The sequence below is a fragment of the Bradyrhizobium sp. HKCCYLRH2015 genome (assembly GCF_051168215.1).
Lineage (GTDB): Bacteria > Pseudomonadota > Alphaproteobacteria > Rhizobiales > Xanthobacteraceae > Bradyrhizobium.
Genome location: NZ_JBNPUO010000017.1, coordinates 44,387 through 67,004, shown reverse-complemented (window position 1 = coordinate 67,004; position 22,618 = coordinate 44,387). Strand labels below are relative to the sequence as shown.

The 22,618-nt window shown below is 65.5% G+C and carries 25 protein-coding genes and 1 tRNA gene; 13 read left to right on the top strand and 13 right to left on the bottom strand.

Going from position 1 to position 22,618, the window contains the following annotated elements; genetic code table 11:
• Nucleotides 1-102 precede the first annotated feature (102 nt).
• Nucleotides 103-903, bottom strand: coding sequence for a phytanoyl-CoA dioxygenase family protein (locus tag ACQR1H_RS32600; protein ID WP_434848087.1), 801 nt, complete (start codon nucleotides 901-903; stop codon nucleotides 103-105).
• Nucleotides 904-1,115: 212 nt separating this feature from the next.
• Here ACQR1H_RS32600 and ACQR1H_RS32595 point away from each other — a divergent pair, with 212 nt between their 5' ends.
• Nucleotides 1,116-1,658, top strand: coding sequence for a methylated-DNA--[protein]-cysteine S-methyltransferase (locus tag ACQR1H_RS32595; protein ID WP_434908772.1), 543 nt, complete (start codon nucleotides 1,116-1,118; stop codon nucleotides 1,656-1,658).
• Between the two features lie 31 nt (nucleotides 1,659-1,689).
• Here ACQR1H_RS32595 and ACQR1H_RS32590 read toward each other — a convergent pair whose 3' ends face one another.
• The 4 genes from ACQR1H_RS32590 to ACQR1H_RS32575 form a co-directional block, all read right to left on the bottom strand.
• The gene (locus tag ACQR1H_RS32590; protein WP_434908771.1) at nucleotides 1,690-2,556 is read right to left on the bottom strand and encodes an MBL fold metallo-hydrolase; all 867 of its coding nucleotides are present in this window, start codon (nucleotides 2,554-2,556) and stop codon (nucleotides 1,690-1,692) included.
• 19 nt (nucleotides 2,557-2,575) lie between these two features.
• Nucleotides 2,576-3,190, bottom strand: coding sequence for a glutathione S-transferase family protein (locus ACQR1H_RS32585; RefSeq protein ID WP_316183596.1), 615 nt, complete (start codon nucleotides 3,188-3,190; stop codon nucleotides 2,576-2,578).
• Nucleotides 3,191-3,319: 129 nt separating this feature from the next.
• Nucleotides 3,320-4,162: a fumarylacetoacetate hydrolase family protein gene (locus ACQR1H_RS32580; protein ID WP_315805513.1), complete on the bottom strand. Its 843-nt coding sequence runs from the start codon at nucleotides 4,160-4,162 to the stop codon at nucleotides 3,320-3,322.
• A 77-nt stretch (nucleotides 4,163-4,239) separates the two neighbouring features.
• Nucleotides 4,240-5,103 carry an MBL fold metallo-hydrolase gene (locus ACQR1H_RS32575; protein WP_434908770.1) on the bottom strand — a complete coding sequence of 288 codons (864 nt, stop codon included), beginning with the start codon at nucleotides 5,101-5,103 and terminating at the stop codon, nucleotides 4,240-4,242.
• A gap of 116 nt (nucleotides 5,104-5,219) precedes the next feature.
• Here ACQR1H_RS32575 and ACQR1H_RS32570 point away from each other — a divergent pair, with 116 nt between their 5' ends.
• Nucleotides 5,220-5,675 (top strand): DUF3775 domain-containing protein, encoded by a 456-nt coding sequence (locus tag ACQR1H_RS32570; protein WP_315805511.1) that lies wholly within the window; start codon nucleotides 5,220-5,222, stop codon nucleotides 5,673-5,675.
• 314 nt (nucleotides 5,676-5,989) lie between these two features.
• On the opposite strand, the gene ACQR1H_RS32565 is transcribed toward ACQR1H_RS32570, so the two are convergent.
• Together ACQR1H_RS32565 and ACQR1H_RS32560 are read right to left on the bottom strand one after the other, a co-directional pair.
• On the bottom strand, nucleotides 5,990-6,772 hold the full coding sequence (locus tag ACQR1H_RS32565; protein ID WP_434908769.1) for an SDR family oxidoreductase: 783 nt from the start codon (nucleotides 6,770-6,772) through the stop codon (nucleotides 5,990-5,992).
• Between the two features lie 138 nt (nucleotides 6,773-6,910).
• Nucleotides 6,911-7,426 (bottom strand): CvpA family protein, encoded by a 516-nt coding sequence (locus tag ACQR1H_RS32560; RefSeq protein WP_434908768.1) that lies wholly within the window; start codon nucleotides 7,424-7,426, stop codon nucleotides 6,911-6,913.
• A 111-nt stretch (nucleotides 7,427-7,537) separates the two neighbouring features.
• On the opposite strand from ACQR1H_RS32560, the gene ACQR1H_RS32555 reads away from it, so the two are divergent.
• A complete protein-coding gene (locus ACQR1H_RS32555; RefSeq protein WP_316217973.1) occupies nucleotides 7,538-8,299 on the top strand; it encodes an SDR family oxidoreductase in 762 nt (253 codons plus the stop codon).
• A 45-nt stretch (nucleotides 8,300-8,344) separates the two neighbouring features.
• Here the strand turns inward: ACQR1H_RS32555 and ACQR1H_RS32550 are convergent, their stop codons facing one another.
• On the bottom strand, nucleotides 8,345-9,946 hold the full coding sequence (locus ACQR1H_RS32550) for a GMC family oxidoreductase (protein ID WP_315805507.1): 1,602 nt from the start codon (nucleotides 9,944-9,946) through the stop codon (nucleotides 8,345-8,347).
• 144 nt (nucleotides 9,947-10,090) lie between these two features.
• Entirely contained in the window at nucleotides 10,091-11,524 is a 1,434-nt protein-coding gene (locus tag ACQR1H_RS32545; protein WP_434908767.1) for a coniferyl aldehyde dehydrogenase, read from the bottom strand.
• Nucleotides 11,525-12,013: 489 nt separating this feature from the next.
• Between ACQR1H_RS32545 and ACQR1H_RS32540 the strand changes: the two genes are divergently transcribed.
• Nucleotides 12,014-12,090, top strand: a tRNA-Met gene (locus ACQR1H_RS32540).
• A gap of 319 nt (nucleotides 12,091-12,409) precedes the next feature.
• Here ACQR1H_RS32540 and ACQR1H_RS32535 read toward each other — a convergent pair.
• From ACQR1H_RS32535 to ACQR1H_RS32525, 3 genes are all read right to left on the bottom strand, one after another.
• Nucleotides 12,410-13,495 carry a YeeE/YedE family protein gene (locus tag ACQR1H_RS32535; protein ID WP_315805489.1) on the bottom strand — a complete coding sequence of 362 codons (1,086 nt, stop codon included), beginning with the start codon at nucleotides 13,493-13,495 and terminating at the stop codon, nucleotides 12,410-12,412.
• 121 nt (nucleotides 13,496-13,616) lie between these two features.
• On the bottom strand, nucleotides 13,617-13,967 hold the full coding sequence (locus tag ACQR1H_RS32530) for an ArsR/SmtB family transcription factor (protein WP_315805488.1): 351 nt from the start codon (nucleotides 13,965-13,967) through the stop codon (nucleotides 13,617-13,619).
• Nucleotides 13,968-13,991: 24 nt separating this feature from the next.
• The gene (locus ACQR1H_RS32525) at nucleotides 13,992-14,381 is read right to left on the bottom strand and encodes a thioredoxin (RefSeq protein ID WP_315805523.1); all 390 of its coding nucleotides are present in this window, start codon (nucleotides 14,379-14,381) and stop codon (nucleotides 13,992-13,994) included.
• 121 nt (nucleotides 14,382-14,502) lie between these two features.
• Here ACQR1H_RS32525 and ACQR1H_RS32520 point away from each other — a divergent pair, with 121 nt between their 5' ends.
• Nucleotides 14,503-15,237, top strand: coding sequence for a cytochrome c biogenesis CcdA family protein (locus tag ACQR1H_RS32520; protein ID WP_316237062.1), 735 nt, complete (start codon nucleotides 14,503-14,505; stop codon nucleotides 15,235-15,237).
• Here the strand turns inward: ACQR1H_RS32520 and ACQR1H_RS32515 are convergent, their stop codons facing one another.
• On the bottom strand, nucleotides 15,238-15,954 hold the full coding sequence (locus ACQR1H_RS32515) for a hypothetical protein (protein WP_434893460.1): 717 nt from the start codon (nucleotides 15,952-15,954) through the stop codon (nucleotides 15,238-15,240). It abuts the gene before it with no gap.
• Between the two features lie 108 nt (nucleotides 15,955-16,062).
• Between ACQR1H_RS32515 and ACQR1H_RS32510 the strand changes: the two genes are divergently transcribed.
• From ACQR1H_RS32510 to ACQR1H_RS32475, 8 genes are all read left to right on the top strand, one after another.
• Entirely contained in the window at nucleotides 16,063-16,653 is a 591-nt protein-coding gene (locus ACQR1H_RS32510) for a thioredoxin family protein (protein WP_434837964.1), read from the top strand.
• 129 nt (nucleotides 16,654-16,782) lie between these two features.
• Nucleotides 16,783-17,226, top strand: coding sequence for a sulfur oxidation c-type cytochrome SoxX (gene soxX, locus ACQR1H_RS32505; protein ID WP_315805484.1), 444 nt, complete (start codon nucleotides 16,783-16,785; stop codon nucleotides 17,224-17,226).
• Between the two features lie 20 nt (nucleotides 17,227-17,246).
• The gene (soxY, locus tag ACQR1H_RS32500) at nucleotides 17,247-17,699 is read left to right on the top strand and encodes a thiosulfate oxidation carrier protein SoxY (protein WP_315805483.1); all 453 of its coding nucleotides are present in this window, start codon (nucleotides 17,247-17,249) and stop codon (nucleotides 17,697-17,699) included.
• Nucleotides 17,700-17,716: 17 nt separating this feature from the next.
• Nucleotides 17,717-18,043 carry a thiosulfate oxidation carrier complex protein SoxZ gene (soxZ, locus tag ACQR1H_RS32495; protein ID WP_315718309.1) on the top strand — a complete coding sequence of 109 codons (327 nt, stop codon included), beginning with the start codon at nucleotides 17,717-17,719 and terminating at the stop codon, nucleotides 18,041-18,043.
• A gap of 33 nt (nucleotides 18,044-18,076) precedes the next feature.
• Nucleotides 18,077-18,901: a sulfur oxidation c-type cytochrome SoxA gene (gene soxA, locus ACQR1H_RS32490; RefSeq protein ID WP_316217968.1), complete on the top strand. Its 825-nt coding sequence runs from the start codon at nucleotides 18,077-18,079 to the stop codon at nucleotides 18,899-18,901.
• Nucleotides 18,902-18,925: 24 nt separating this feature from the next.
• A complete protein-coding gene (soxB, locus tag ACQR1H_RS32485; RefSeq protein ID WP_316183586.1) occupies nucleotides 18,926-20,620 on the top strand; it encodes a thiosulfohydrolase SoxB in 1,695 nt (564 codons plus the stop codon).
• A 5-nt stretch (nucleotides 20,621-20,625) separates the two neighbouring features.
• On the top strand, nucleotides 20,626-21,909 hold the full coding sequence (gene soxC / locus ACQR1H_RS32480) for a sulfite dehydrogenase (protein WP_316217966.1): 1,284 nt from the start codon (nucleotides 20,626-20,628) through the stop codon (nucleotides 21,907-21,909).
• On the top strand, nucleotides 21,848-22,606 hold the full coding sequence (locus ACQR1H_RS32475) for a c-type cytochrome (protein ID WP_434837962.1): 759 nt from the start codon (nucleotides 21,848-21,850) through the stop codon (nucleotides 22,604-22,606). Before soxC ends, ACQR1H_RS32475 begins: the two co-directional genes overlap by 62 nt.
• The last annotated feature ends 12 nt before the right edge of the window (nucleotides 22,607-22,618 follow it).

Below are 22,618 nucleotides of genomic sequence, written 5' to 3'. Positions count from 1 at the left end.
CGCAGAAGAATCCACGCCATGCACCATGTCCAGTCTGTCTGAACCGGACAGCCGTGGGTCAAGCCCGGGCATGACGACCTGCTTTCGTGATGGCGATATGGCTTACTCCGCCGCCTCGCGATGCGCTCGCGCGAGTCGCAGCAACACATCATCCGGCAGGGTTTCGATCGGCGTGAAGTCGCGATGCGCGATGTACTCCGGCCGCGTCGGGGTGCGGATGTGGTTCGAGACGGCGTTCAGCGTGAGATACACGATCTTGCGCGGGTAGGGCGTGATGTTGCCGGCGGAGCCGTGCACAAGATTGCCGTGGAACATCAGCATGCCGCCGGGCTTTCCGGTTGGCGCGACGATGCCGCCTTCCGCGACCAGCCGCGTCACCGTGGCCTCGTCCAAGGTCCACAACGGATAGGACGTGGTCGCGAGATCATGCGAGGCCTCGAGATCGCCGGCATGCTGGCTGCGCGGCACCAGCATCAAGGGGCCGTTGATCGGCATCACCTCGTCGAGGAAGATCGCGATGTTCATCGCGCGCGGCTCCGGCATGCCGTCGTCGCGCTTCCAGGTGCCGTAGTCCTGGTGCCATTGCCAGACATCGCCGGTGAAGGCCGATTTGGCGTTGATCTTGAACTGATGCATGTAGAGTTTCTCGCCGAAGATCTGCTCGATCGGCTCGATCATGCGCGGATGCGCGGCCAGCACGCGGAAGGCGTCGTTGTAGAGGTGGGCGGCAAACGCCGTGCGCGGCGCGCCGCTCTTCTCGCGCCAGACCTCGGGCCTGTCGGCGGCATAGATCGCCTCCGCCTCGCGGGCGAGGAACGCGGTCTCCTCCGGGCTGAACAGCTCGGGCAGGAACAGCCAGCCCTCGCGATTGAAGAATGCAATCTGCTCCGGCGTCAGCTTCATGGCCTTCTTCTCCCTCGCCTTGGTTTCCTCGGATGAGGCGCCCGCTCCTTGCGCCGGGCTGCCCCTGCGCCGTGCTCCCATGCTTTCGGCCTGTCGATGGGCATCACGGCGCTTCCGCTGTCGACATTGGCAGAATCCGGGTGGATCGCAACATTCTCCAAGCCTAGTTTGAGTGGCAGATGATACGGGGCAGAGCGGCAATGGAGTCCGTCATGTCAGAGCACAGCTTTGCGATTTTCGAAACCGCGATCGGCCCTTGCGCGATCGCATGGGGAGCGCGCGGCATCAATGCGGTGCAACTGCCGATGGGCGGCGTCGCGCAGATCCGCATCCGGATGCAGCAGCGTTACGACGGCATCGGCGAGGCCGAGCCGCCGCCGCATGTGCGGCGCACCATCACGCGGATCACGGCGCTGCTTGCCGGAGAGCCGGATGATCTCAGCGATGTCGACCTCGATCTCGACGGCGTCAGCGCGTTCCAGCGCGGCGTCTACGAGATCGCGCGCCGGATCCCGCCGGGCCGGACCCTGACCTATGGCGATATCGCCAAGCAGCTCGGCGGAGTCGAGCTGTCACGCGAGGTCGGCCAGGCGCTCGGGCGCAACCCGTGCCCGATCGTGGTGCCCTGCCATCGCGTGCTGGCGGCGGGCAACAAGCCGGGCGGCTTCTCCGCCAATGGCGGTGTCGAGACCAAGCTGAAGATGCTGGCGATCGAGGGCGCCGCCGTGAACCATACGCCGAGCCTGTTCGATTGACGGGCGCGGTGACCGGCGCCGCGCCCGTGTCTCAGACCGCCTCGCAGGCGAAGCCGTTGCCCTTGCGGGTCATGCGGCCGACCGAGGGCGACGGGAAATGCGCGGTGCAGCACAAGGTCGGCGTGTCGCAATAGCGCTCCAGGAACGAGCGCCGCGTCACCGCCGCCTGCTTCGGGTCGACGTCGAACCTGGGTGACAGCTCCGGATAGCAGAGCTGCAACGGCGAGTGGATGAGGTCGCCTGAAAACACCGCCTCGTCCCGACCTTTGCCCACGGCGATTGCGACGTGGCCGGGCGTGTGCCCCGGCGTCGGCAGCAGGCGGATATGATCGCCGATCGAGAATTCGTCGCCGACGATGTCGGCGCGCTTGGCCTCGACCACCGGCAGCACGCTGTCGGCGAATGGAGGCACCTCGGCCTTGGCGTTCTGCGCCACCCAGTAGTCATATTCGCGCTGCGCGAAGACGTAGCGCGCATTCGGAAAGGTCGGCACCCAGCGGCCATTGTCGAGCCGCGTGTTCCAGCCGACATGATCGGTGTGCAGATGGGTGCACATCACGACGTCGATGTCGTCGACCGAGACGCCGGCGGCTGCGAGCGCCCGCATATAGCTGTCGTCGCTCTTCATGTTCCAGACCGGCCGCGCGCGCGGCTTGTCGTTGCCGATGCAGCTGTCGATCAGGATGGTGTGATGAGGCGTCCTCACCACGTAGGACTGAAAGCACAGGATCAGCGTGTCCTGCGCATCGAGCGCGCCGGCCGCCTGCAGCGCGCTGCGCTCTGCCGCCAGCATCTCCGGCGTCAGCTCCGGAAACATCTCGCGCGCCGGCAGGAACGTGGTTTCCTGCTCGATGATGCGATGAATGGTCGTGTCTGCAACCGAGAATGTCAGCGTCACGGCAGCTCCTGTTCGGGGATCAAGCCGCCGGCGGCACCGAGATCTTCACCGATTCGCGTTCGAGCATCTTGTTATGGAACGCGTCGAGCGCCGGAAACGCCTTGCGCCAGCCGCAATCGGCGAAGCGGAAATCGGCATAGCCGAGCACGCAGACGAGGCCGATCGCGGCGACGTCGAACGGGCGCGTCATCAGGTCGCTCTGCGCATTGAAGCGCGCCATGCCCATCCAGGCTCTGTTCCAGTGGTCGTCGGACCAGGCCCGCCAGCGCAGACCCTCCGGGCGCACCAACGCCTCGTAGCGGCACAGCAGCATGGAATCGAGCATACCCTGCAGCATCGAATGCTCGCTCTTGACCTTCCAGCGCGACGGGCCGGAGGCGGGGATCAGCTTGTTGCCGCCGGCGAGCTCGTCGAGATATTCGACGATCACGTAGGAATCCAGGATGACGTCGCCATTGTCGAGGATCAGCACCGGCAGCTTCTTGAGCGGCGTGATCTTCGAATATTCCTCATTGGCCTGACCCGGCACCACGGCCGCAGGCACGAACTCGATTTGATCGATCAGTCCGAGCTCGATGGCGGCGATGCGTACCTTGCGGGCGAACGGCGAGGCGGGCGAAAAGGTGAGTTTCATCGGCGTCTTCCTGTTGGCTCGATGCGGATTGTTATCCGTCATTGCGAGGAGCGAAGCGACGAAGCAATCCAGAGCCGCGCGTGACGCCCTGGATTGCTTCGCTTCGCTCGCAATGACGGTGAGGTGACGTTACGCCTCGATGATCTCCTGGCGCTGCTCGCCGAGGCGCTCGATGCCGAGCGTGACGACGTCGCCGACGTTGAGGAAGGTCGGCGGCTTCATTCCCATGCCGACGCCGGGAGGCGTGCCGGTGGTGACGATGTCGCCGGGCAGCAGCGTCATGAACTGCGAGACGTAGGAGATGCACTTGGCCATCGAGAAGATCATCGTCGCGGTGGTGCCGGTCTGGCGGCGCTGGCCGTTGACGTCGAGCCACATCGACAGGTTCTGCACGTCCGGAATCTCGTCCTTGGTGACGAGCCACGGGCCGACCGGACCGAACGTGTCGTGCGACTTGCCCTTGGTCCACTGGCCCAGGCGCTCGATCTGGAAGTTGCGCTCGGAGACGTCGTTGCAGACGGTGTAGCCGGCGACGTGGTTGAGCGCCTCGGCCTCCGAGACGTATTTGGCGCGGGTGCCGATGATCGCGGCGATCTCGACCTCCCAGTCGAGCTTGGTGGAGCCGCGCGGCTTCTCGACCTGGTCATAGGGACCGCACAGCGCGGTGTTGGCCTTCAGGAAGAAGATCGGCTCGGCCGGGATCGGGTTGCCGGTCTCCTTGGCGTGGTCGGAGTAGTTGAGGCCGATCGCGACGAATTTCGAGATGCCGGTCACGGGGGCGCCGAGCCGCGGCTTGCCGGCGACGGCGGGCAGGGAGGCCGGATCGAGCGCGGCGAGCTTCTTCAGGGACTCCGGCGCATAGGCCGCACCGTCGAGGTCCTTCACATGCGCGGACAGGTCGCGCAGCTGGCCGGATGCATCGATCAGGCCCGGCTTTTCCGCGCCCTTCTCGCCGTAGCGAACAAGCTTCATTGGTTTCTCTCCCTCAATTCCTTGGTATTCCAGAGCCCTGTCATGGAGCATGGCGGGGCGAAATTCAACCTCGCGGGCTATGCGCTGCCGCGGCCCGGCACTGCCTGGAAGCGGAAGGTGGCGCCGTTGCGCCGGATATGGCCGGCATCGAAATGGCCGCCGATCACCAGCGCCTCAGTGTCGGCGAAGCGCGAGAACAGCGCCCGGCGCGTGGCGGCCGCCTGCGCCGGATCGGAATCGACCGTCGAACTCCAATCGAGATGCGCCATCTGGCAGGGATGGTGGGCGACGTCCCCGGTCAGCACGGCCTCCGCTCCCTCCGAGCGGATGTGCAGGCTGACATGACCCGGGCTGTGCCCCGGCGTCGGGATCAGCGTGATTTCGTCGGTGATCACATCCTCGCTTCCGACGAGCTCCGCGCGTCCGGCCGCGACGATCGGCTGGACGGAATCGGCGAAGGTCGCGGTCTCGTCGGCGGCCTCGCTGTGATCGCGCCAATGCTCATATTCCGCGCGGCCGAAGACATAGCGCGCATTGGGAAAGGTGGGCCCCCAGCGGCCGTCGACCAGCTTCGTATTCCAGCCGACGTGGTCGACGTGGAGATGCGTGCAGATCACCATGTCGATGCTCTCAGGCGGAAAGCCGGCCGCGCTTATCGTCTCGAGGAAGGGCATGGTCCGGTTGTTCCAGATTGGCACGCTGCGGCCCTGCTTGTCGTTGCCGAGCCCGGTGTCGACCACGATCCGCATCGTCGGTGTTTCCAGCACCACGGTGTGGATCGACATCTTCAGCCGACCTTCATCGGTCGCAAAATCGGGCGTGAGCCAGGACAGCTCGCGGATCGTCTCGGGTGTTGCCTGCGGCAGGATGAAGCGGGTGCCGCCGACGGTCTCCAGCTCGACGAATTTGGTGATCCTGACCCGGCCGATCGTCCAAGACATGCGCGCTTCCTCGTCTTATTCTTGATGCCGGTAACGATGCCGCGCGGCTTGTTCCGGCGCAATGGATCAACTGCCCGGAACAGGCGTTGCTGCAGTCCGTCCATGAGGAGAACGCCATGCCAGAGCTGACGATATCGCCCGAGAAGGTTGCCTTCCTGATCGAAAAGGCGCGCGAGTTCGACGTCAAGGAGCAGGCGACCGATGAGGATTCCGGCTCGAATGCCGCCGATGACGACATGGTCGACGTGCTCCAGGACAGCGGCGATGATCCCGTGGTGCGCGAGATCACCGGCTTCATCAACGCGATGACCGAGGACGAGCAGACCGATCTCGTCGCCTTGATGCGGCTCGGTCGCGGCGACGGCGATATCGACGAGTGGGACGAGCTGCGCCGCGAGGCCGCCGGCCAGCGCGACCGCCACACCGCGCGCTATCTGCTGGGCGAGCCGATGCTCGGCGACCTGCTGGCCGAGGGCCTCGATGCGTTCGGCATCGACTGGACCGAAGGCCGCACCACGGCGGATTCGTCGAGCCCGAGCCAGCGCGACGAGGACGAGATCACGAAGCGGTAGGTCTTTGCAGATCAGGGCAGGCAACTACTACGCAATAGTGACCGCAGGCTTTCCAGCTAAGAGTCGAGCGCTCTCCGCGACGCCGGTGCGCTCCCTCTCCCCGTTCTTCACGGGGAGAGGGGTGGGGTGAGGGGCAGCCGCACGGGAGGTGTCAGAGGGCAAACGCTCGGGGAGTGTTCGTGGTGAGGCCTGTACCCCCTCACCCGGATCGCATCTGGCGATGCGATCCGACATCTCCCCGCACGCGGGGAGAGGCGCAGAGCGAGCAAGTCGCGAGAGACCTCTGCACTCCAACGTTTCCCGCAATACGCCGCTTAAAGCGTGCCCGGGAACGCGCCGCCGTCAAGCAGGATGTTCTGGCCGGTGATGTAGCCGGCCTTGGCGGCGCACAGGAAGGCGCAGGCGAGGCCGAACTCTTCGGGATCGCCGAAGCGACCCGCAGGGTTTGTCTTGGCGCGGTCGGCCAGGATCTGCTCCGGCGTGACGCCGCGCTTTTCGGCTTCGCCCTTTGCCGTGGAGAGAAGGCGGTCGGTCTCGAACGGCCCCGGCAGCAGCGCATTGATGGTGACGTTGTTGATCACGGTCTTGCGCGACAGGCCGGCGACGAAGCCGGTGAGGCCGGCGCGGGCGCCATTGGAGAGGCCGAGAATGTCGATCGGCGCCTTCACCGCGGCCGAGGTGATGTTGACGATGCGGCCGAACTTGCGCGCCATCATGCCGTCGACGGTCGCCTTGATCAGCTCGATCGGCGTCAGCATGTTGGCATCGAGCGCCTTGATCCAGTCGTCGCGGGTCCAGTTGCGGAAATCGCCGGGCGGCGGGCCGCCGGCGTTGTTGATCAGGATGTCCGGGGCCGGGCAGGCCTTCAGCACCGCGGCGCGGCCCTCCGGCGTGGTGATGTCGCCCGCCACTTCCGTCACGGTGATGCCGGGATTGGCCGCGCGGATCTCGGCCGCGGTCTTGGCCAGCGTCTCGGCGCCGCGCGCCGTGATCGTGACATGCACGCCCTCATTGGCGAGCGCGATGGCGCAGGCGCGGCCCAAACCCTTGCTGGAGGCGCAGACGATGGCGCGGCGGCCCTTGATCCCGAGATCCACGATTGATCACTCCGATATGTCAGTGAGGCTGAAAGGAAGATGGGCGCATTCTAGCCAACGGCATTGCCGCTGATAAGAGCAGCCGGCCTGTGCCGAATTGCATGGCTCGCTATGACGGGAGAGGCGCCGCCGGGTCGGTCAGATGCGCCGTTCCTGCTTCAGCCGGTCGATCAGGCTTGCGACCTCCGGAGGCAGCGAGCGGAAGCCCTTTGCGCCTGCGAGCGAGAGCATCGGACGCAGGCGTGATCCGTCGAGGAAGCGCGGCTGGCGCTCGGGAGGAACGATCCTGTCGAACACCAGCACCAGCGTGGTCGCGACCATGCCGGTGCGGACCGCGCCCAGCAGCGCGCCGCCGAGCCGGTCGCCGAAGCCGGCCTCGGAACCGATCGCCTCGTCGAGCAGGATGCGGCCGATCTTGCCCAGCGCCATGCCGATCACGACGAAGACGGCGAAGAACTGCAGCCAGTTCTGGGCCAGCGGGGTGCCGTGCGCGTCCTGCAGCTGCGGGCTCATCGCTGCGACCGCCCCCATCGCCAGCGGCATCGCGAGCAGATAGGCCAGAATCGTGATGGCGCTGCGCAACAGCCCGGTCGAGAAGCCGCTGTAGACGGCAACCATCAGTGCGGCACAAGCGGCGAGGTCGAAAGCGTTCATGGTTGCTCCGCCGCGGTTGTAGGCCGCGCCCGGTAAACGATTCCGGTTTGCGCTGCTTCAAATCGTCTGTATCAATGCGCCGCAACAAATGAGCAAATCGTGGGAGGAACCATGTCCGAGCTGTTCGACGTCAGCCGCGAGGTGATCCTGATCACCGGCGCGAGCCAGGGTCTCGGGCGGCAGTTCGCCCGGGTTCTATCGGCGCATGGCGCCGCCGTCGCGCTCGCGGCACGCCAGACCGGCAAGCTCAAGGCGCTGGAGGCGGAGATCAGGGCGAGGGGCGGTCGCGCTGCCGCCGTGGAGATGGACGTGACGAGCATGGCGTCGATCGCCAGGGGCATGGACGCCGCCGAGGCCGCGCTCGGGCCCGTCACGGTGCTGATCAACAATGCCGGCATCGCCGTGGAGAAGCTCGCGGTCGAGCAGAGCGAGGCGGATTGGGACGCCGTGATCGGCGCCAATCTCAAGGGCGCCTATTTCGCCGCAACCGAAGCGGCGCGGCGCATGGCCGCGCGCAAGGCCGGCGGCAACATCATCAACATCGCCTCGGTGCTCGGCTTCAGCGTCGTGAAGTTCATCTCGCCCTATGCGATCTCCAAGGCCGGCGTGGTACAGGCGACCAAGGCGCTCGCGCTGGAGCTCGCGGCGAGCGGCATCCGCGTCAACGCACTGGCGCCGGGCTACATCGACACCGACATCAATCACGAGGTCTGGGAGACGCCGGCGGGCGAGAAGCTGATCAAGCGCATCCCGCAGCGGCGCGTCGGCCATGAGAGCGACCTCGACGGCGCGATCCTGCTGCTGGCGTCCAACGCTTCGCGCTACATGACCGGCAGCGTGGTGACGGTGGACGGCGGCTTCCTGCTGACGTGAGGCCCGGCTGATCCGCAGGTTGATTTCCCACGATGGCGAGCGGTCTCAGCCCTTCAGCTCGTCCTTGATCATGTCGGCGGCCTTCTCGCCGATCATGATCGTCGGCGCATTGGTGTTGCCGCCGATCAGGGTCGGCATGATCGAGGCGTCGACCACGCGCAGGCCGGACGTTCCGTGCACCTTCAATTCGGGATCGACCACGGCGAGCGGATCGTCGACGCCCATCTTGCAGGTGCCGACGGGATGATAGACCGTATCGACGCGGGCTCGCAGGATGGCGCGGATGTCGTCGTCGGTCCTGACATCCGAGGTGAACAGGTCACGCGTGGCGAGGCTGCGCATGGCCGGCGTCTCCATCAGCCGCAGCGTCGTCTTGTAGCCGGCGACCATGGTCTCGACATCGTCGGCCTCGCCGAGGAAGTTCGGATCGATCAACGGCGGCGCCAGCGGATCGGCACTCTTCAGTCCCACCGTGCCGCGGCTCTTCGGCCGGAGCAGACAGAAGTGGCAGGAAAAGCCGTTGCCGTGGCGCTTGCGGCCGTGATCGTCGGTGACGGCCATGCCGAAATGCAGCTGGATGTCGGGCACGTCGAGATCAGGCCGCGTCTTCAGGAAGCCGCCGCATTCGGCGAAATTCGAGGTCAGGACGCCACGGCGCTCGCGGCGATATTGGCCGATGCCCGCCAGCAGCCGGCGCAGGCCTTTCGGCGATAGCGAGGAGAAGTTGGGGTTGTCGGAGGTGTAGGCGAAGATGAAATCCGGATGGTCCTGCAGGTTCTGTCCGACGCCGGGCAGATGATGGATGCTGGCGATGCCGAGCCGCGCCAGCGCGCTTGCATCTCCGACGCCGGAGAGCATCAGCAATTGCGGGGTCTGGAACGCGCCGGAGGCGAGGATCACTTCGCGGCGGCAACGGATCTGCTTGACCTCCTTGCCCTGGCGGTACTTGACGCCGACGGCGCGCTTGCCCTCGAACAGGATCATCGACGCATGCGCCGATGTCTCGACGCGCAGGTTGCTGCGGCTGCCGATGTGCGGCTGGATGTAGGCCCGTGCCGCGCTCCAGCGCTCGCCATTGGCTTGCGTGACTTGATAGAGGCCGAGCCCTTCCTGCGTCTCGGCATTGAAATCGTCGCGGACCGGAAACTGCGCTTCGCGCGCCGCCTGGAGAAAGATGTCGTGTACGGGATTGTCGGTGCGCAGCCGGTTGACCGGCAGCGGTCCCGATTGGCCGTGATACGCGCCGTTGAACTCGGCATTGTTCTCGGCGCGCTTGAAGTAGGGCAGCACGTCGTCATACGACCAGCCGGTATTGCCGAGGGAAGCCCAATGATCGTAGTCGGCGCGGTGGCCGCGGATGTAGACCATGGCGTTGATCGCGGAGGAGCCGCCGAGCCCGCGGCCGCGCGGCTGATAGCCGCTGCGCCCGTCCAGGCCCCTCTGCGGCACGGTGGTGAAGGACCAGTTGTTGACGGGCCCCGCGACCATCAGGAATAGCATGTAGGGCGTTGTCACGATCCAGTTGTCGTTGCGCCCCCCGGCGTCGAGCAGCGCGACGGATGTCGCCGGATCTTCCGACAGGCGGCCGGCAACCGTTGCGCCGCCGCTGCCGCCGCCTACGACGATGAAATCGACCTCGTCCGTCACGTGCTTCGTCTCCCTGATTTGCTTTTTTATTTGGTCGTCATTCCGGGACGCCGCGCAGCGGCGAACCCGGAATCTCGAAGTTGACGTCTCATCATCTCCGGATTCCGGGTTCGCGCTGCGCGCGCCCCGGAATGACCGAACGGGTCAGCTCAGAAACCGCAGCAGCTTCTCGATGCGGGCGATGCTGGCCCCATAGGGCGGATAGAGATCCTTCATGCGGTTGAAGGGCGAGCGGTAGAACACCGGCTTCAGCTTGCTGAAGCTGTTGAAGCCCCATTCGCCGTGATAGTGGCCGATGCCGGAGGCGCCGACGCCGCCCATCGGCTGATTCATCTGCGCAAAATGCAGAAGGCAGTCGTTGATGGTGACCCCGCCGGAGACGGTGCGCGCCAGCACCGCGTCGCGCGCCGCCGCGTCGCTGCCAAACCAGTACAGCGCAAGCGGCCGGTCGTGGGCATTGATGTGGCGGATGACGTCGTCGGATTGCCGATAGGGCATGATCGGCAGCAGCGGGCCGAAGATCTCCTCCTGCATGATCGCCATGTCCGCGCTCGCACCCGTCACGATCGTCGGCGGAAACTTCCGCAGTTTCTTCCAGGCCGGATCCTCCGGGCTGGTTGTGCTCAGCGTCCTGGCGCCGCGCGCGATCGCGTCGCGCAGCAATCCTTCCAGCCGGGCATAGTGCCGCTCGGAGATGATCGACGTGTAGTCGGCATTGGCCGAGTTGGTGCCGAACATCCGCAGCATGTGCCGGTGCAGCTTGCTCGCGAATGCGTCCGCGTGCTGCTCGGGCACGAACACGTAGTCCGGCGCGATGCAGGTCTGGCCGGCGTTGAGCAGCTTGGCATAGGCGATGCGCTCGGCGGCTTCGTCGATGTCGGCGGAGACGTCGACGATGGTCGGCGACTTGCCGCCGAGCTCGAGCGTCACCGGGGTCAGGTTGCGTCCGGCGGCCTCGGCGACGATGCGACCGACGCGGGTCGAGCCGGTGAAGACCAGATGATCGAAAGGCAGCGCGGCGAAGGCCTCCGCGACGCCGTCCTCGATGCCGGTGACGATGAACTGGGTCGGGTCGAAATTCGCCGCGATGAGCTCCTTCAGCAGCGCCGAGAACTGCGGCGTCAGCTCGCTCGGCTTGATCATGACCCGGTTGCCGGCGGCGAGCGCGCCGATTGCCGGGGCCAGAGTCAGTTGCAGCGGGTAGTTCCAGGGCGCGATGATGCCGACCACGCCGAGCGGCTGCGGCATCAGGCGGTTGCGCGCCGGCCAGAACTGCAGCGCGGTGGCGATGCGTCGCGGCGCCATCCAGCGCGGCAGCGCCTTGAGCGTGTGCCTGATCTCAGCCTGCAGGAACAGCGTCTCGGCAATCGTCGTCTCGACCGCGCAGCGGTGGCCGAAATCGGCTGAGATCGCCTGCTCCAGGCGGGTCTCATTCTCCGACAGCATGGCCCGCAGCCGCTTCAGGTCGTCCAGCCGTGCTGCGAGGGCGGGCGGAGGCGCATTGCGTGAGGCTTCGACCTGCGTGTGGAACGCGTTGTCGAGCGCCGAGAGGGCGGGGCTCTTCAGGGACTGGTCCATGGACGTCTCCTCGCGTGTAGCGCGGCCGCGTGCAGGGCCGTCATTCTGGTTGGCTTAAAGCTGCCGCGTTGCGGAACCCTTGGCAAGCGCGGCGTCGGTTTCGCGCCGCCTGGCGCGCGCGTGGAGCCGATCCATTTCGCGGGCGAGTGTCGTCGGTCCCTGCCGCCGCCCTTCGAGGAACTTTTTCCTTGTCCCCAGCCCGCGCCGTGCCCCTGGTCCCGGCCGGCAAACAGGCCGCCACATAAGCGTCTGTCATATCGATGTAATTTCTGAAATGAGTCCCGCGACAAGCGGTGTCACAATCCGGCAAAAAAACTTCCCGAAAGCCCTTTCCAAACCGGCCTCGCATTGGTACATACCGCCCGCACCCGACGGCCGGCTAGGCCAACGGGCTCAAGCCTTCTCAGGAAGCCTTTGGGATGGATCGGCAGCGCCTCAGGTGTCTGCCAGGACCGCCCGGCACTTCCCTGAAGGTGACGCACAAGTTAACGCGGGGTGGAGCAGCCCGGTAGCTCGTCAGGCTCATAACCTGAAGGTCATAGGTTCAAATCCTATCCCCGCAACCATTGAGACCGACACTCCCGTAGCCGATGAGGCTGCGGGAGTTTTGGTTTGTGCCTCTGCATCCCTGTTTCATCCCCGTAAGCTGCTGTGCAGCTGAGGAGGACGGTGCCGCCTCGTGAAGCGTGGCGTCGGACGATCCGAGGATTATCAGGGGGACTGCGCTCCAGACGGCCACTGGGAGTGGGCAGTCAATTTGCGAAGCTTGCGTTGAACTGAAAATGTCGAGGGAACGGACGAAATCCACGGTCCGCTTGCCTGCGGCACAGCGTCATTGGCCAGGCGTGGGAGCAAGTTCGCACATTGCGCGAGCGTAGCCGCCCGTCACGACGTCAGACGCAGCAGGTTGCGCACGGCAGGGCGCCATTCGCCGGTCATGGTGTATTCGAGGCCGAGACGTGCGCCGCAGGTGATCGCCAGCATCGTCAGCGGTGCCGAGACCGCCAGCGTCGAGAAGGCCGAGAGGCCCTGTCCGATCGTGCAGCCCATCGACATGATGCCGCCGGTGCCCATCAGCAGTGCGCCGGTCATGTGACGCTTCAGCTCGCGCGCGTCGTCGCAGGCTTCCCAGCGGAAAACGCGCGAAAACATCGCCGCGACGAACGAGCCCAGGATCACGCCGGCGACCGAGCCGATCGCGAAGTCGGCGTGCGTGCCCGAAAGCGTGGCGATGTAGAGCACGGTGTTGCCGAGCGGGGCAACGAAGGTGAGGGATGCCACGCGCGCCGGATCGAAATCGTCATTGCCGAGCCAGCTGGTGGCGAACCAGCCGAACGCCACCGCGAAGCCCACGGCGAGGCCGGATAGCAGCAGGCGCGGCGATCTCACGAGGCGCCCGTCGGCCAGTGCCCAGGCCGCGAGCGCAACTGCTGCGACGGATACGGTCAGCGGCCGCGCATATGAGCCGAGTGCGGACGACAGCAGCGCATCCATGCCCTGGGTCATGGTCTCGGGCAGGCGGATGGAGAGCGGCTCGATCAGCGAGATGCGCAGGAATCCCGTGAGCCCGCGCATCGCGGCTAGGGCCGACACGCCCAGCACCAGGAACACGACGATGGCGCGCAGGTCGCCGCCGCCGATCCGGACCAGCGTGCCGAAGCCGCAGGTGCCGACGAGGGCCATCCCGATTCCGAACAACAAGCCGCCGATGATGGCGCCGCCGAGCGGAATCGAGGATGTCAAATAGATCGAGCGCGACAGGTCGATCAGGCCGAAGCTGGCGAGCAACTGGGTTGCGACCAGCGCCACCGCGGCCGCGAGCGCGAACGATTTGAGCCGGCGGGTATCGGCGCCGAAGAACGCGTCCTCCAGCATCGCGAGCGTACAGAAGCGGCCGGCGCGGCCGGCGACGCCGAGGACGGCGCCCGCGAGCAGCCCACACATGAACGTCAGTGCTGACGGGCCGAGCATTCCTCTCCGACGTCCTCGTTGGTTTCCCGGTATTGTGCTCCAGGAACGGCGGGGACGCCAGACCTCTTGCGCCGCTACAGGGCGCGCCGATGCGAAGCCCGAGACCGCGAGGGCGAACCTGTCAGCGGCGGCGCTTGCGGACCGGCTCGCAATAGACGTCGTAGATCGCCGTCAGGATCTTGCGGACATCTTCGCTCGCAAGGCTGTAGTAGATCGTCTTGCCGTCGCGCCGCGTCGTGACCAGCCGGTCGAGCCTGAGACGGGCGAGCTGCTGCGAGACGGTCGACTGCCGCTCGCCCAGGAACTGCTCGAGCTCGGTGACGGATTTTTCGCCTTCGGCGAGGATACAGAGCAGCAAAAGCCGGGACTCGTGGGACAGCGCCTTCAGCATCTCGCTGGCTTCCCGCGCCTTCTCGATCATCTGCTCGAGCTCGGCAGAGGTTTCGATGTCCTTCAAGTTCGGCAGCGGCATGAATTCGGGATCCCTCGGTTGGCGTCAGGAGCGGGCCGGCGCCCCGCTTGTAGCATTCATTATACGACCCAGCATCCCAAAGAAAAACGCGTCGCCGGGATAGCCGCGGATGCGTCCGATCTCGCGGCCCTGATCGACCACCACGAAGGTCGGGGTGAACGCTCCCGGATCGATACCGGACAGGTCCGTCGGCAGCGGCTTGGCAAGGTCGACCCGTCGCAGCGGCAGCGCGCGCCCCTCGTCGGTCTTGTCGTAGATCGGACCGATTTCCGCGTTGAAGCGGGCGCACCAGCCGCAGCCCGGACGTTCGAACATCACGAGCTCGGAGGCGAAAGCCGGCGACGAGAGGCAGATGCCGGTCACCACTGCTCCTGCGAGCGTTGCGAATCCGCGCGATGCAGTTCTGCCGGTCATGCCGAGATCCTCTCTGGACTTGTCGGCCAATCTATCATTAAATTCGAATATGTACTAGTGCGCGATTTCCGAATCCTGCCCGGCAGGCCGGGCACGCAGCGCTGGCCGACCGGGAGGAAAGATGGATCTCGACGTCACGCTGGGCGCCGCGCTGGCCGCGGGTCTGTTGTCGTTTCTGTCACCGTGCATTCTGCCGCTGGTCCCGCCGTTCCTGTGCTACATGGCCGGCGTCTCGGCGGCCGACGCGATCGGCGAAACCAGCATGGCCCAGCGGCGGCGGACGGTGCTGACGGCGCTGTGCTTCGTCGGCGGTTTTTCGCTGGTGTTCGTCGGTCTCGGCGCCACCGCCTCGGTGTTCGGACGGTTCATCGCCGGCCATCTCAGCCAGCTCGGCATCCTCGCCGGCCTCGTCATCATCATGATGGGGCTGCACTTCCTCGGGGTGCTCCGGATTCCGCTGCTGTACCGGAGCGCGACGATCGACGTCGGACGCAAGCCGGCCGGCCTGCTCGGTGCGTTCGTGATGGGACTGGCCTTCGCCTTCGGCTGGACGCCGTGCGCGGGGCCGGTCCTGGCCGCCGTGCTGATGATGGCCGGCGCGGAGGCGACGGTGGGGAAGGGCGCGCTGCTGCTCGCCGCCTACTCGGTCGGGACCGGCATCCCGTTCCTGATCGCCGCTGCCTTTACGGGGCAGTTCATGACCATGCTCAAGGGCATCAAGCCGCATCTCCCCCTGGTCGAGAAGACGATGGGCGGCTTTCTCGTCCTGACCGGCGCTGCCTTTCTCGCCGGCGTGATCCCACGGATGTCGGAATGGATCTTCGAGCGCTTTCCGTCGCTCGCCACCATCGGCTGATCAGCCGAAGCGGAAGTCCAATAGATTGACGAAGGACTGCAGTTCGATCTCATAGCGATGCACCAGGCCGGCGTCGCTCTCGCGCGCAGCGCGGCCGATCTCGTTGGCACTCGTCGTGGCGCCGTCGATCAGGCGGCGGAATTCGGCCTGGCTCGCCACGTCGGGCGTGGCGAGGCCGTTGCAGCGTTGCAGCCGGTCGCGCAGCGCTGTGCCGGCCTGGACGACCTCGCCAGGCTCGGCCTTGCCCGCTGCGAACCGCGCCGCGGCGTTGCGCAACGCGTCCATGACGGGTGACAGGTCGAACACGCAATCACTGAGCTCGACCACGCCGGCGTCCTGCCTCAGGGCGTGAAGCGACCGGCGCAACGCGGCAATGGCCGCCGCAGCGCGTGCCCCGTCACCTGCGGTCAGCGCTTCGTCCGCCTGCTTCAGGCGATCGTTGCCGGTGGCGATCAGCTCTGCAAAGGATCTGGCCGAATAGGGCGCATGGGAGCGCTCGGCGAGCCGGCTGAGCCTGCCCCAGGCGATCCGGGCGTCGTCGAGCTCGATCTGCGCCAGGCCCACATTGCCGGTGCGGCCATAGCTCGCGGCTGTGCGCAGGCTGGCCATCGCCGAGTGCATGAAGGCAGCAACATCCGCGTTCCCTTCGGCGTGCCCACGGACGCCATGCGTGAGGCATGACAGCACGAGCGACAGCATGATGACGCGGCGCAGCATCGAATGTCCTTTTCACATTCTGTTATTCGAATATCATGTATCGAAATTCCGTGGACTTGGCAAAGTGGACTTGGTGCCAGTGACTTGGCAAAGCGCGCGAGCAGGCTGATGACGACGAACCGGACGATGACACGGCGCAATCTGGTTGCGCTGCTGCCTGCCGCGGCGGCCGTCGGCCTGGCCTCAGCGCCGGCGCAGGCCGACGCGGTGCTGGGCGACGACGGGCTCTATCACCAGTCCTGGTTTCTCAACAGCTTCCTGGACCTGCGCGAGGATCTCGAAAGCGCGGCGTCGGAAGGCAAACGGCTTGCGATCATGTGGGAGCTGCGCGGCTGCCCGTATTGCCGCGAGACGCATCTGGTGAACTTTGCCGATCAAGAGATCACGGACTACATCCGTGCCAATTTCGAAGTGCTGCAGCTCAACCTGCTCGGCGCGCGCAAGGTGATCGACTTCGACGGCAAGGAGCTCACCGAGAAGGAGCTCGCCGAGCGCTACGCGATCCGCTTCACGCCGACGTTCCAGTTCTTTCCGCCATCGGCCGAGGGCGTCTCTGCGAAGGAGCCGCTCGCGCGCGAGGTGGCGCGCGCGCCGGGCTATCTCAAGCCGCCGCATTTCCTCGCAATGTTCCGCTTCGTGCGCGAGAGGGCCTATGAGCGCGGCACATTCCGCGACTATCTCGCTTCGACCAAGGGTTGAGTGCACTGCGGCATCGAAATACGCTTGACATCAATCACATTATCAAATCATAATTCTTGAATATGATGGATCGTAAGTCCGTCGTGTCATCGTAAGGCGAGGGGACGCCTCGTCGGTCAGGGTGGAAACATGCGCCGTTTGATTCCGGCCGCCTTGCTGTGCGTGTTGCTGTCGGCAACCGCGCGAGGTGACGAGCCGATCAGGCTCGATGTCGTCGACTATGCCATTCCGAAATCGCTGACGGGCGCGCCCGGCAATGCCGATGCCGGCAAGAAGGTGTTCTTGACGCGGACGCTGGGCAATTGCCTCGCCTGCCATCAGGTGTCGTCGCTGAAGTCGGAAGAGTTTCACGGCGAGTTCGGTCCGTCGCTCGACGGCGTCGCGACCCGCTACAACACGGCGCAACTGCGCCTGATCGTCGCCGATCCCAAGCGCATCTTCACCGACACGGTGATGCCCGCCTTCTACAAGAACGACGGACTCAATCGCGTCAGGCCTGAGTTCGTCGGCAAACCCGTCCTCACCGCCGCGCAGGTCGAGGACGTCGTCGCCTATCTCGAAACATTGAAATAACCGCCTCTGGAGGATGATGCATGGGCGCAATCAACAGACGACAGGCGTTCCTTCTCGGCGGCGGTTTCGTCGCTTTGACGGTGCTGCCGATGGCCGCCAACGCCGAGCCGAGCAACGACGCGGCCGAGATGATCAAGAAGTTCACCGGCGGCAAGGAAGCGGCCAAGGGCAAGATCACGCTCGATCTGCCTGAGATCGCCGAGAACGGCAACACCGTGCCGCTCGCGCTCTCGGTCGAAAGCCCGATGACCGCCGAGAACTACGTCAAGGAAGTGCTGTTCGTGGCCGACGGCAATCCGAACGGCGGCGTCGCCACGCTGATGTTCACGCCGATGTCCGGCAAGGCCGAGGCGTCGATCCGTATCCGTCTGGCGCAGACCCAGAACGTGATCGCGGTCGCGAAGATGAGTGACGGTTCGCTCTTCACAGAGCGCAAGACCGTCAAGGTCACCATCGGCGGCTGCGGCGGCTGAGACAGGGAGAGACGAACATGGCAGACAAGCCGCGCATCAAGCTTCCGAAGGAAGCCAAGAAGGGCGAGATCATCCAGATCAAGACGCTGGTCTCGCATCTGATGGAATCGGGTCAGCGCAAGGATGCGCAGGGCAAGCCGATCCCACGCAAGATCATCAACAAGTTCACCTGCGAGTTCAACGGCAAGCCGGTGTTCTCCTGCGCGCTGGAGCCGGCGATCTCCGCCAACCCGTACATCCAGTTCGACGCAAGGATCGACGAGGAAGGCACGTTCAAGTTCGCATGGACGGATGACGATGGCTCCGTCGTGACGGCCGAAGAGAAGATCGCGTTGAAGGCCTGATCGGCAGCGTGTGATCGCTAGGAGGAGTGACGGATGTCCATTCGCTACGGTTCTCTCGCCGTCCTGGCGTCGGCCGCGCTGGCCCTGTCGGCAGTCGCGACGTTCGGCCAGGAGGCCGAACGGAAGGGCATTCCGGCGCCTCCCGGCCACGTCTTCAAGACCATCATCTCGGGCTATCAGTTCCGCACCAAGGAAACGCGCGCGCTCCAGGATGACGATCTGGAGAATCCCGGCTTCCTCGCGGTGGAGCGGGCCGCCGACGTCTGGAAGACGGTCGACGGCGGCGAAGGCAAGTCGTGCATGAGCTGCCACGGCGAGGCGGAAAAGACCATGAAGGGCGTCGGCGCGGCCATGCCCAAATGGAGCGAGAAGCTCAACAAGCCGGTCAATCTTGAGCAGCAGATCAACATCTGCCGCACCGAGCACATGAAGGCGCAGCCCTGGCCGTTCAAGTCCAAGGAGCTGACGGACATGACGACCTTCGTCCGCTATCAGTCGCGCGGCATGCCTGTGGCGGTGAAGACCGACGGCCCGATGTCGCCGTGGTTCGAGAAGGGCAAGGAGATCTACTACACGCGGGTCGGCCAGCTCGATCTCGCCTGCGCCTCCTGCCACGAGAAGAACAACGGCAAGTTCATGCGCGCCGATTTTCTGAGCCAAGGCCAGACCAACGGCTTTCCGACCTACCGGCTGCGCGATCAGCGCCTGGTCCCGCTGCACGAACGGTTCGAGGGCTGCATGTTCGACGTTCGCGGCGTGCCCTACAAGCCGCTGTCGGACGAGTTCCTCGCGCTCGAAATCTACGTCGCCTGGCGCGGCATCGGGCTTCCCGTCGAGACACCGTCGGTCCGCAACTAGCCGCGGCCACAAGGAAGACACATCATGATATCGCGTCGCGAATTCGTTCAGGTCGCATTGGCGGCGGCTGCCTTGACGGGTGGCTCCGGTCTTGCGGGTGCGACCCGCGCCTTTGCTCAGCAGAAGCTGACCGAGAAGGAGCTGCTGGCGTTCGATCCGGTCGGCAACGTCACCTTGGTGCATGTCACCGACATCCACGGCCAGCTGATGCCGCTGTATTTCCGCGAGCCGTCGACCAATCTCGGCGTCGGTGACGCCAAGGGCCAGCCGCCGCATGTCACCGGCAAGGATTTCCTCACCCGCTTCGGCATCGCGCCGGGCTCGTCGTCGGCCTATGCGCTGACCTCGGAGGATTTCGAGGCGCTCGCCAAGACGTACGGGCGGATCGGCGGGCTCGACCGCGCCGCCACCGTCATCAAGGCCATCCGCGCCGAGCGCGGCGACAAGGTCGTGCTGCTCGACGGCGGCGATACCTGGCAGGGATCCTGGACGTCGCTGAAGACCCGCGGCCAGGACATGATCGACTGCATGGCGCTGCTGAAGCCGGATGCGATGACCGGGCATTGGGAGTTCACCTACGGCACCGAGCGCGTCAAGCAGGCGGTCGATGGTTTGGGCTTCCCCTTCCTCGGCCTCAACATCCGCGACACCGAATGGAACGAGCCGGCGTTCGAAGCCTCGACGATGATCGAGCGCGGCGGCGTCAAGATCGCGGTGCTCGGCCAGGCCTTCCCGTACACGCCGGTCGCCAATCCCCGCTGGATGATTCCGAACTGGTCGTTCGGCGTGCGCGAGGAGGATGTTCAGACCCAGGTCGACAAGGCGCGCAAGGACGGCGCCGGCCTCGTGGTGCTGCTGTCACACAACGGCTTCGACGTCGACCGCAAGCTGGCCAGCCGCGTCAAGGGTCTCGACGTCATTCTCACGGGTCACACCCATGATGCATTGCCTGAAGCGGTCAAGGTCGGCAAGACGCTGCTGATCGCGTCGGGGTCGTCCGGCAAGTTCGTCTCGCGGCTCGATCTCGACGTCAAGGACGGCGAGGTGAAGGGCTATCGTTACAAGCTGATCCCGCTGTTCTCCGACGTGATCACGCCGGACCCGGCGATGGCGGCGAAGATCGCCGAGGTGCGCAAGCCGTTTGCCGCCGATCTTGCCCGCCCGCTGGGACGGACCGAGACGCTGCTGTATCGCCGCGGCAATTTCAACGGCACGTTCGACGACCTGATCTGCCAGGCGCTGCTGCAGGAACGCGATGCCGAGATCGCGCTGTCGCCGGGCTTCCGCTGGGGTACAAGCGTGATGCCGGGCCAGGACATCACCTTCGAGGACGTCACCAACGCCACCGCGATCACCTATCCCGCCGTCTATCGCATGGGCATGACCGGCACGCGGCTGAAGGAGATCATCGAGGACGTCGCCGACAACCTGTTCAACGTCGATCCCTACTACCAGCAGGGCGGCGACATGGTCCGCATCGGCGGCATGTCCTATGCCATCGACGTCAACAAGCCGCAGGGACAGCGCATCTCCGACATGCGCCTGATCAAGACCGGCGCCGCGATCGATCCGGCGCGCGAGTATCAGGTCGCGGGCTGGGCCAGCGTCAACGAAGGCACGCAGGGGCCGCCGATCTGGGAGGTCGTGTCGAGCTATCTGCAGCGCCAGAAAACCGTTCGTCTCGAGCCCAACCGGGCCGTCAAAGTCTCCGGAGTGTGACGACGATGTCCAAGGACAAATCACTTCCCTCAGCCCCACGCGCCTCGCGTCGTGGTTTCCTGACTGCGGCCGGCGGTCTCGCCGCCACCGCGCTGGCCTCGCAGGCGCGAGCCGGCGCCGGCAATCCCGCCAACCAGCCGCCGAACGTGCCGGAATGGACGCGCACCCTCGGCGAGGGCGTCGCCGTCCGGCCCTACGGCAAGCCGTCGAAGTTCGAGAAGGACGTCGTCCGCCGCGACGTCGAATGGCTGACGGCTTCGCGCGAATCCTCGGTCAGCTTCACGCCGCTGCACGAGCTGGAAGGCATCATCACGCCGAACGGACTGTGCTTCGAACGCCATCACGGCGGCGTGGCCGACGTGGATCCGGCCGATCACCGGCTGATGATCCACGGCCTGGTCGAGCGGCCGCTGCTGCTGTCGCTCGACGAGCTCAAGCGCTATCCGCGCGTCAACCGCATCCACTTCATGGAATGCGCTGCCAACTCCGGCATGGAGTGGCGCGGCGCCCAGCTCAATGGCTGCCAGTTCACGCATGGCATGATCCACTGCGTGCAATATACCGGCGTCTCGCTGCGCACCCTGCTCGAAGAGGCCGGCGTCAAGACCAACGGCAAATGGCTGCTGGTGGAGGGCGCCGACTCCGCGTCGATGGATCGCAGCCTGCCGATCGAGAAGGCGCTCGACGACTGCATCATCGCCTATAAGATGAACGGCGAGGCGCTGTATCCCGAGCAGGGCTATCCGATGCGCCTGGTCGTACCCGGATGGCAGGGCAATCTCTGGGTCAAATGGCTGCGCCGCATCAAGGTCGGCGACCAGCCCTGGCACACCCGCGAGGAGACCTCGAAGTACACGGATCTCTTGCCGAACGGCAAGGCGCGACGCTTCACCTGGGCGATGGATGCGAAGTCGGTGATCACGAGCCCGAGCCCGCAGGCGCCGATCAAGCATGGCAAGGGCTTTACGATCGTGTCGGGCCTGGCGTGGTCGGGCAACGGCAAGGTCAAGCGCGTCGACGTCTCGCTCGATGGCGGCCGCAACTGGTGGCCGGCGCGGATCGACGGCCCGGTGCTCGACAAGGCGCTGACGCGCTTCTACTACGAGTTCGACTGGAACGGCGAGCCGCTGCTCTTGCAGTCGCGGGTCCAGGACGAGACCGGCTACGTCCAGCCCTCCAAGGCCGAACTGCGCAAGGTGCGCGGCTACAATTCCATCTATCACAACAATGGCATCCAGACCTGGCACGTGCAGGCAAACGGTGAGGTCGAGAATGTCGAGGTCGCCTAAGCTCATCATTGCCGCCGCAGCGCTCGCAACCCTTGCGGGCTCGGTGGCATTCGCCGGCGGTCCGAGCGAGAAGACAGAGGCCAAGATTGATGTAAAGGCGCCGCAGCGCTTCAACATCGGCCGCGCGCCGAGCGCCGAGGAGATCCGCGGCTGGGACATCGATGTGCGTCCGGACGGACAGGGGCTGCCCGTCGGCAAGGGCACCGTCGCCCAGGGCGAGAAGCTGTTCATGGACAATTGCGCCAGTTGCCATGGCGAATTCGGCGAGGGCGCCGGCCGCTGGCCGGTGCTTGCCGGCGGCAAGGGATCGCTGACATCAGACAATCCGGTCAAGACGGTCGGCTCCTACTGGCCCTATGCCTCGACGCTGTTCGACTACGTCCGCCACGCGATGCCGTTCGGCAGCCCGCAGTCGCTGAAGGTCGACGAGTACTATGCGCTGGTCGCCTATGTGCTCTATCTGAACGACGTGATCACCGATCAGAACTTCGAGCTGAGCAACAGCAATCTCGCCACGATCAAGATGCCGAACGAGGGCGGGTTCATCATGGATGACCGGGCCACGAGCGAGAAGGCGTTCTGGCAGAAGGATCCCTGCATGAAGAACTGCATCGCGCCGGTCAAGATCACCGGACGCGCGACGGCGGTCGACGTCACGCCGGAAGAAAAGGACGGCAAGCCGCGAGGCGTCGAGTGAGGATTGCCGGAT

Bases quoted from the DNA above. Each gene is read 5' to 3' on its own strand.
- ACQR1H_RS32600 (WP_434848087.1), bottom strand. From the start codon at position 903: ATGAAGCTGACGCCGGAGCAGATTGCATTCTTCAATCGCGAGGGCTGG.
- ACQR1H_RS32595 (WP_434908772.1), top strand. From the start codon at position 1,116: ATGTCAGAGCACAGCTTTGCGATTTTCGAAACCGCGATCGGCCCTTGC.
- ACQR1H_RS32585 (WP_316183596.1), bottom strand. From the start codon at position 3,190: ATGAAACTCACCTTTTCGCCCGCCTCGCCGTTCGCCCGCAAGGTACGC.
- ACQR1H_RS32580 (WP_315805513.1), bottom strand. From the start codon at position 4,162: ATGAAGCTTGTTCGCTACGGCGAGAAGGGCGCGGAAAAGCCGGGCCTG.
- ACQR1H_RS32575 (WP_434908770.1), bottom strand. From the start codon at position 5,103: ATGTCTTGGACGATCGGCCGGGTCAGGATCACCAAATTCGTCGAGCTG.
- ACQR1H_RS32570 (WP_315805511.1), top strand. From the start codon at position 5,220: ATGCCAGAGCTGACGATATCGCCCGAGAAGGTTGCCTTCCTGATCGAA.
- ACQR1H_RS32560 (WP_434908768.1), bottom strand. From the start codon at position 7,426: ATGAACGCTTTCGACCTCGCCGCTTGTGCCGCACTGATGGTTGCCGTC.
- ACQR1H_RS32555 (WP_316217973.1), top strand. From the start codon at position 7,538: ATGTCCGAGCTGTTCGACGTCAGCCGCGAGGTGATCCTGATCACCGGC.
- ACQR1H_RS32545 (WP_434908767.1), bottom strand. From the start codon at position 11,524: ATGGACCAGTCCCTGAAGAGCCCCGCCCTCTCGGCGCTCGACAACGCG.
- ACQR1H_RS32535 (WP_315805489.1), bottom strand. From the start codon at position 13,495: ATGCTCGGCCCGTCAGCACTGACGTTCATGTGTGGGCTGCTCGCGGGC.
- ACQR1H_RS32530 (WP_315805488.1), bottom strand. From the start codon at position 13,967: ATGCCGCTGCCGAACTTGAAGGACATCGAAACCTCTGCCGAGCTCGAG.
- ACQR1H_RS32525 (WP_315805523.1), bottom strand. From the start codon at position 14,381: ATGACCGGCAGAACTGCATCGCGCGGATTCGCAACGCTCGCAGGAGCA.
- ACQR1H_RS32520 (WP_316237062.1), top strand. From the start codon at position 14,503: ATGGATCTCGACGTCACGCTGGGCGCCGCGCTGGCCGCGGGTCTGTTG.
- ACQR1H_RS32515 (WP_434893460.1), bottom strand. From the start codon at position 15,954: ATGCTGCGCCGCGTCATCATGCTGTCGCTCGTGCTGTCATGCCTCACG.
- ACQR1H_RS32510 (WP_434837964.1), top strand. From the start codon at position 16,063: ATGACGACGAACCGGACGATGACACGGCGCAATCTGGTTGCGCTGCTG.
- soxX (WP_315805484.1), top strand. From the start codon at position 16,783: ATGCGCCGTTTGATTCCGGCCGCCTTGCTGTGCGTGTTGCTGTCGGCA.
- soxY (WP_315805483.1), top strand. From the start codon at position 17,247: ATGGGCGCAATCAACAGACGACAGGCGTTCCTTCTCGGCGGCGGTTTC.
- soxZ (WP_315718309.1), top strand. From the start codon at position 17,717: ATGGCAGACAAGCCGCGCATCAAGCTTCCGAAGGAAGCCAAGAAGGGC.
- soxA (WP_316217968.1), top strand. From the start codon at position 18,077: ATGTCCATTCGCTACGGTTCTCTCGCCGTCCTGGCGTCGGCCGCGCTG.
- soxB (WP_316183586.1), top strand. From the start codon at position 18,926: ATGATATCGCGTCGCGAATTCGTTCAGGTCGCATTGGCGGCGGCTGCC.
- soxC (WP_316217966.1), top strand. From the start codon at position 20,626: ATGTCCAAGGACAAATCACTTCCCTCAGCCCCACGCGCCTCGCGTCGT.
- ACQR1H_RS32475 (WP_434837962.1), top strand. From the start codon at position 21,848: ATGGCATCCAGACCTGGCACGTGCAGGCAAACGGTGAGGTCGAGAATG.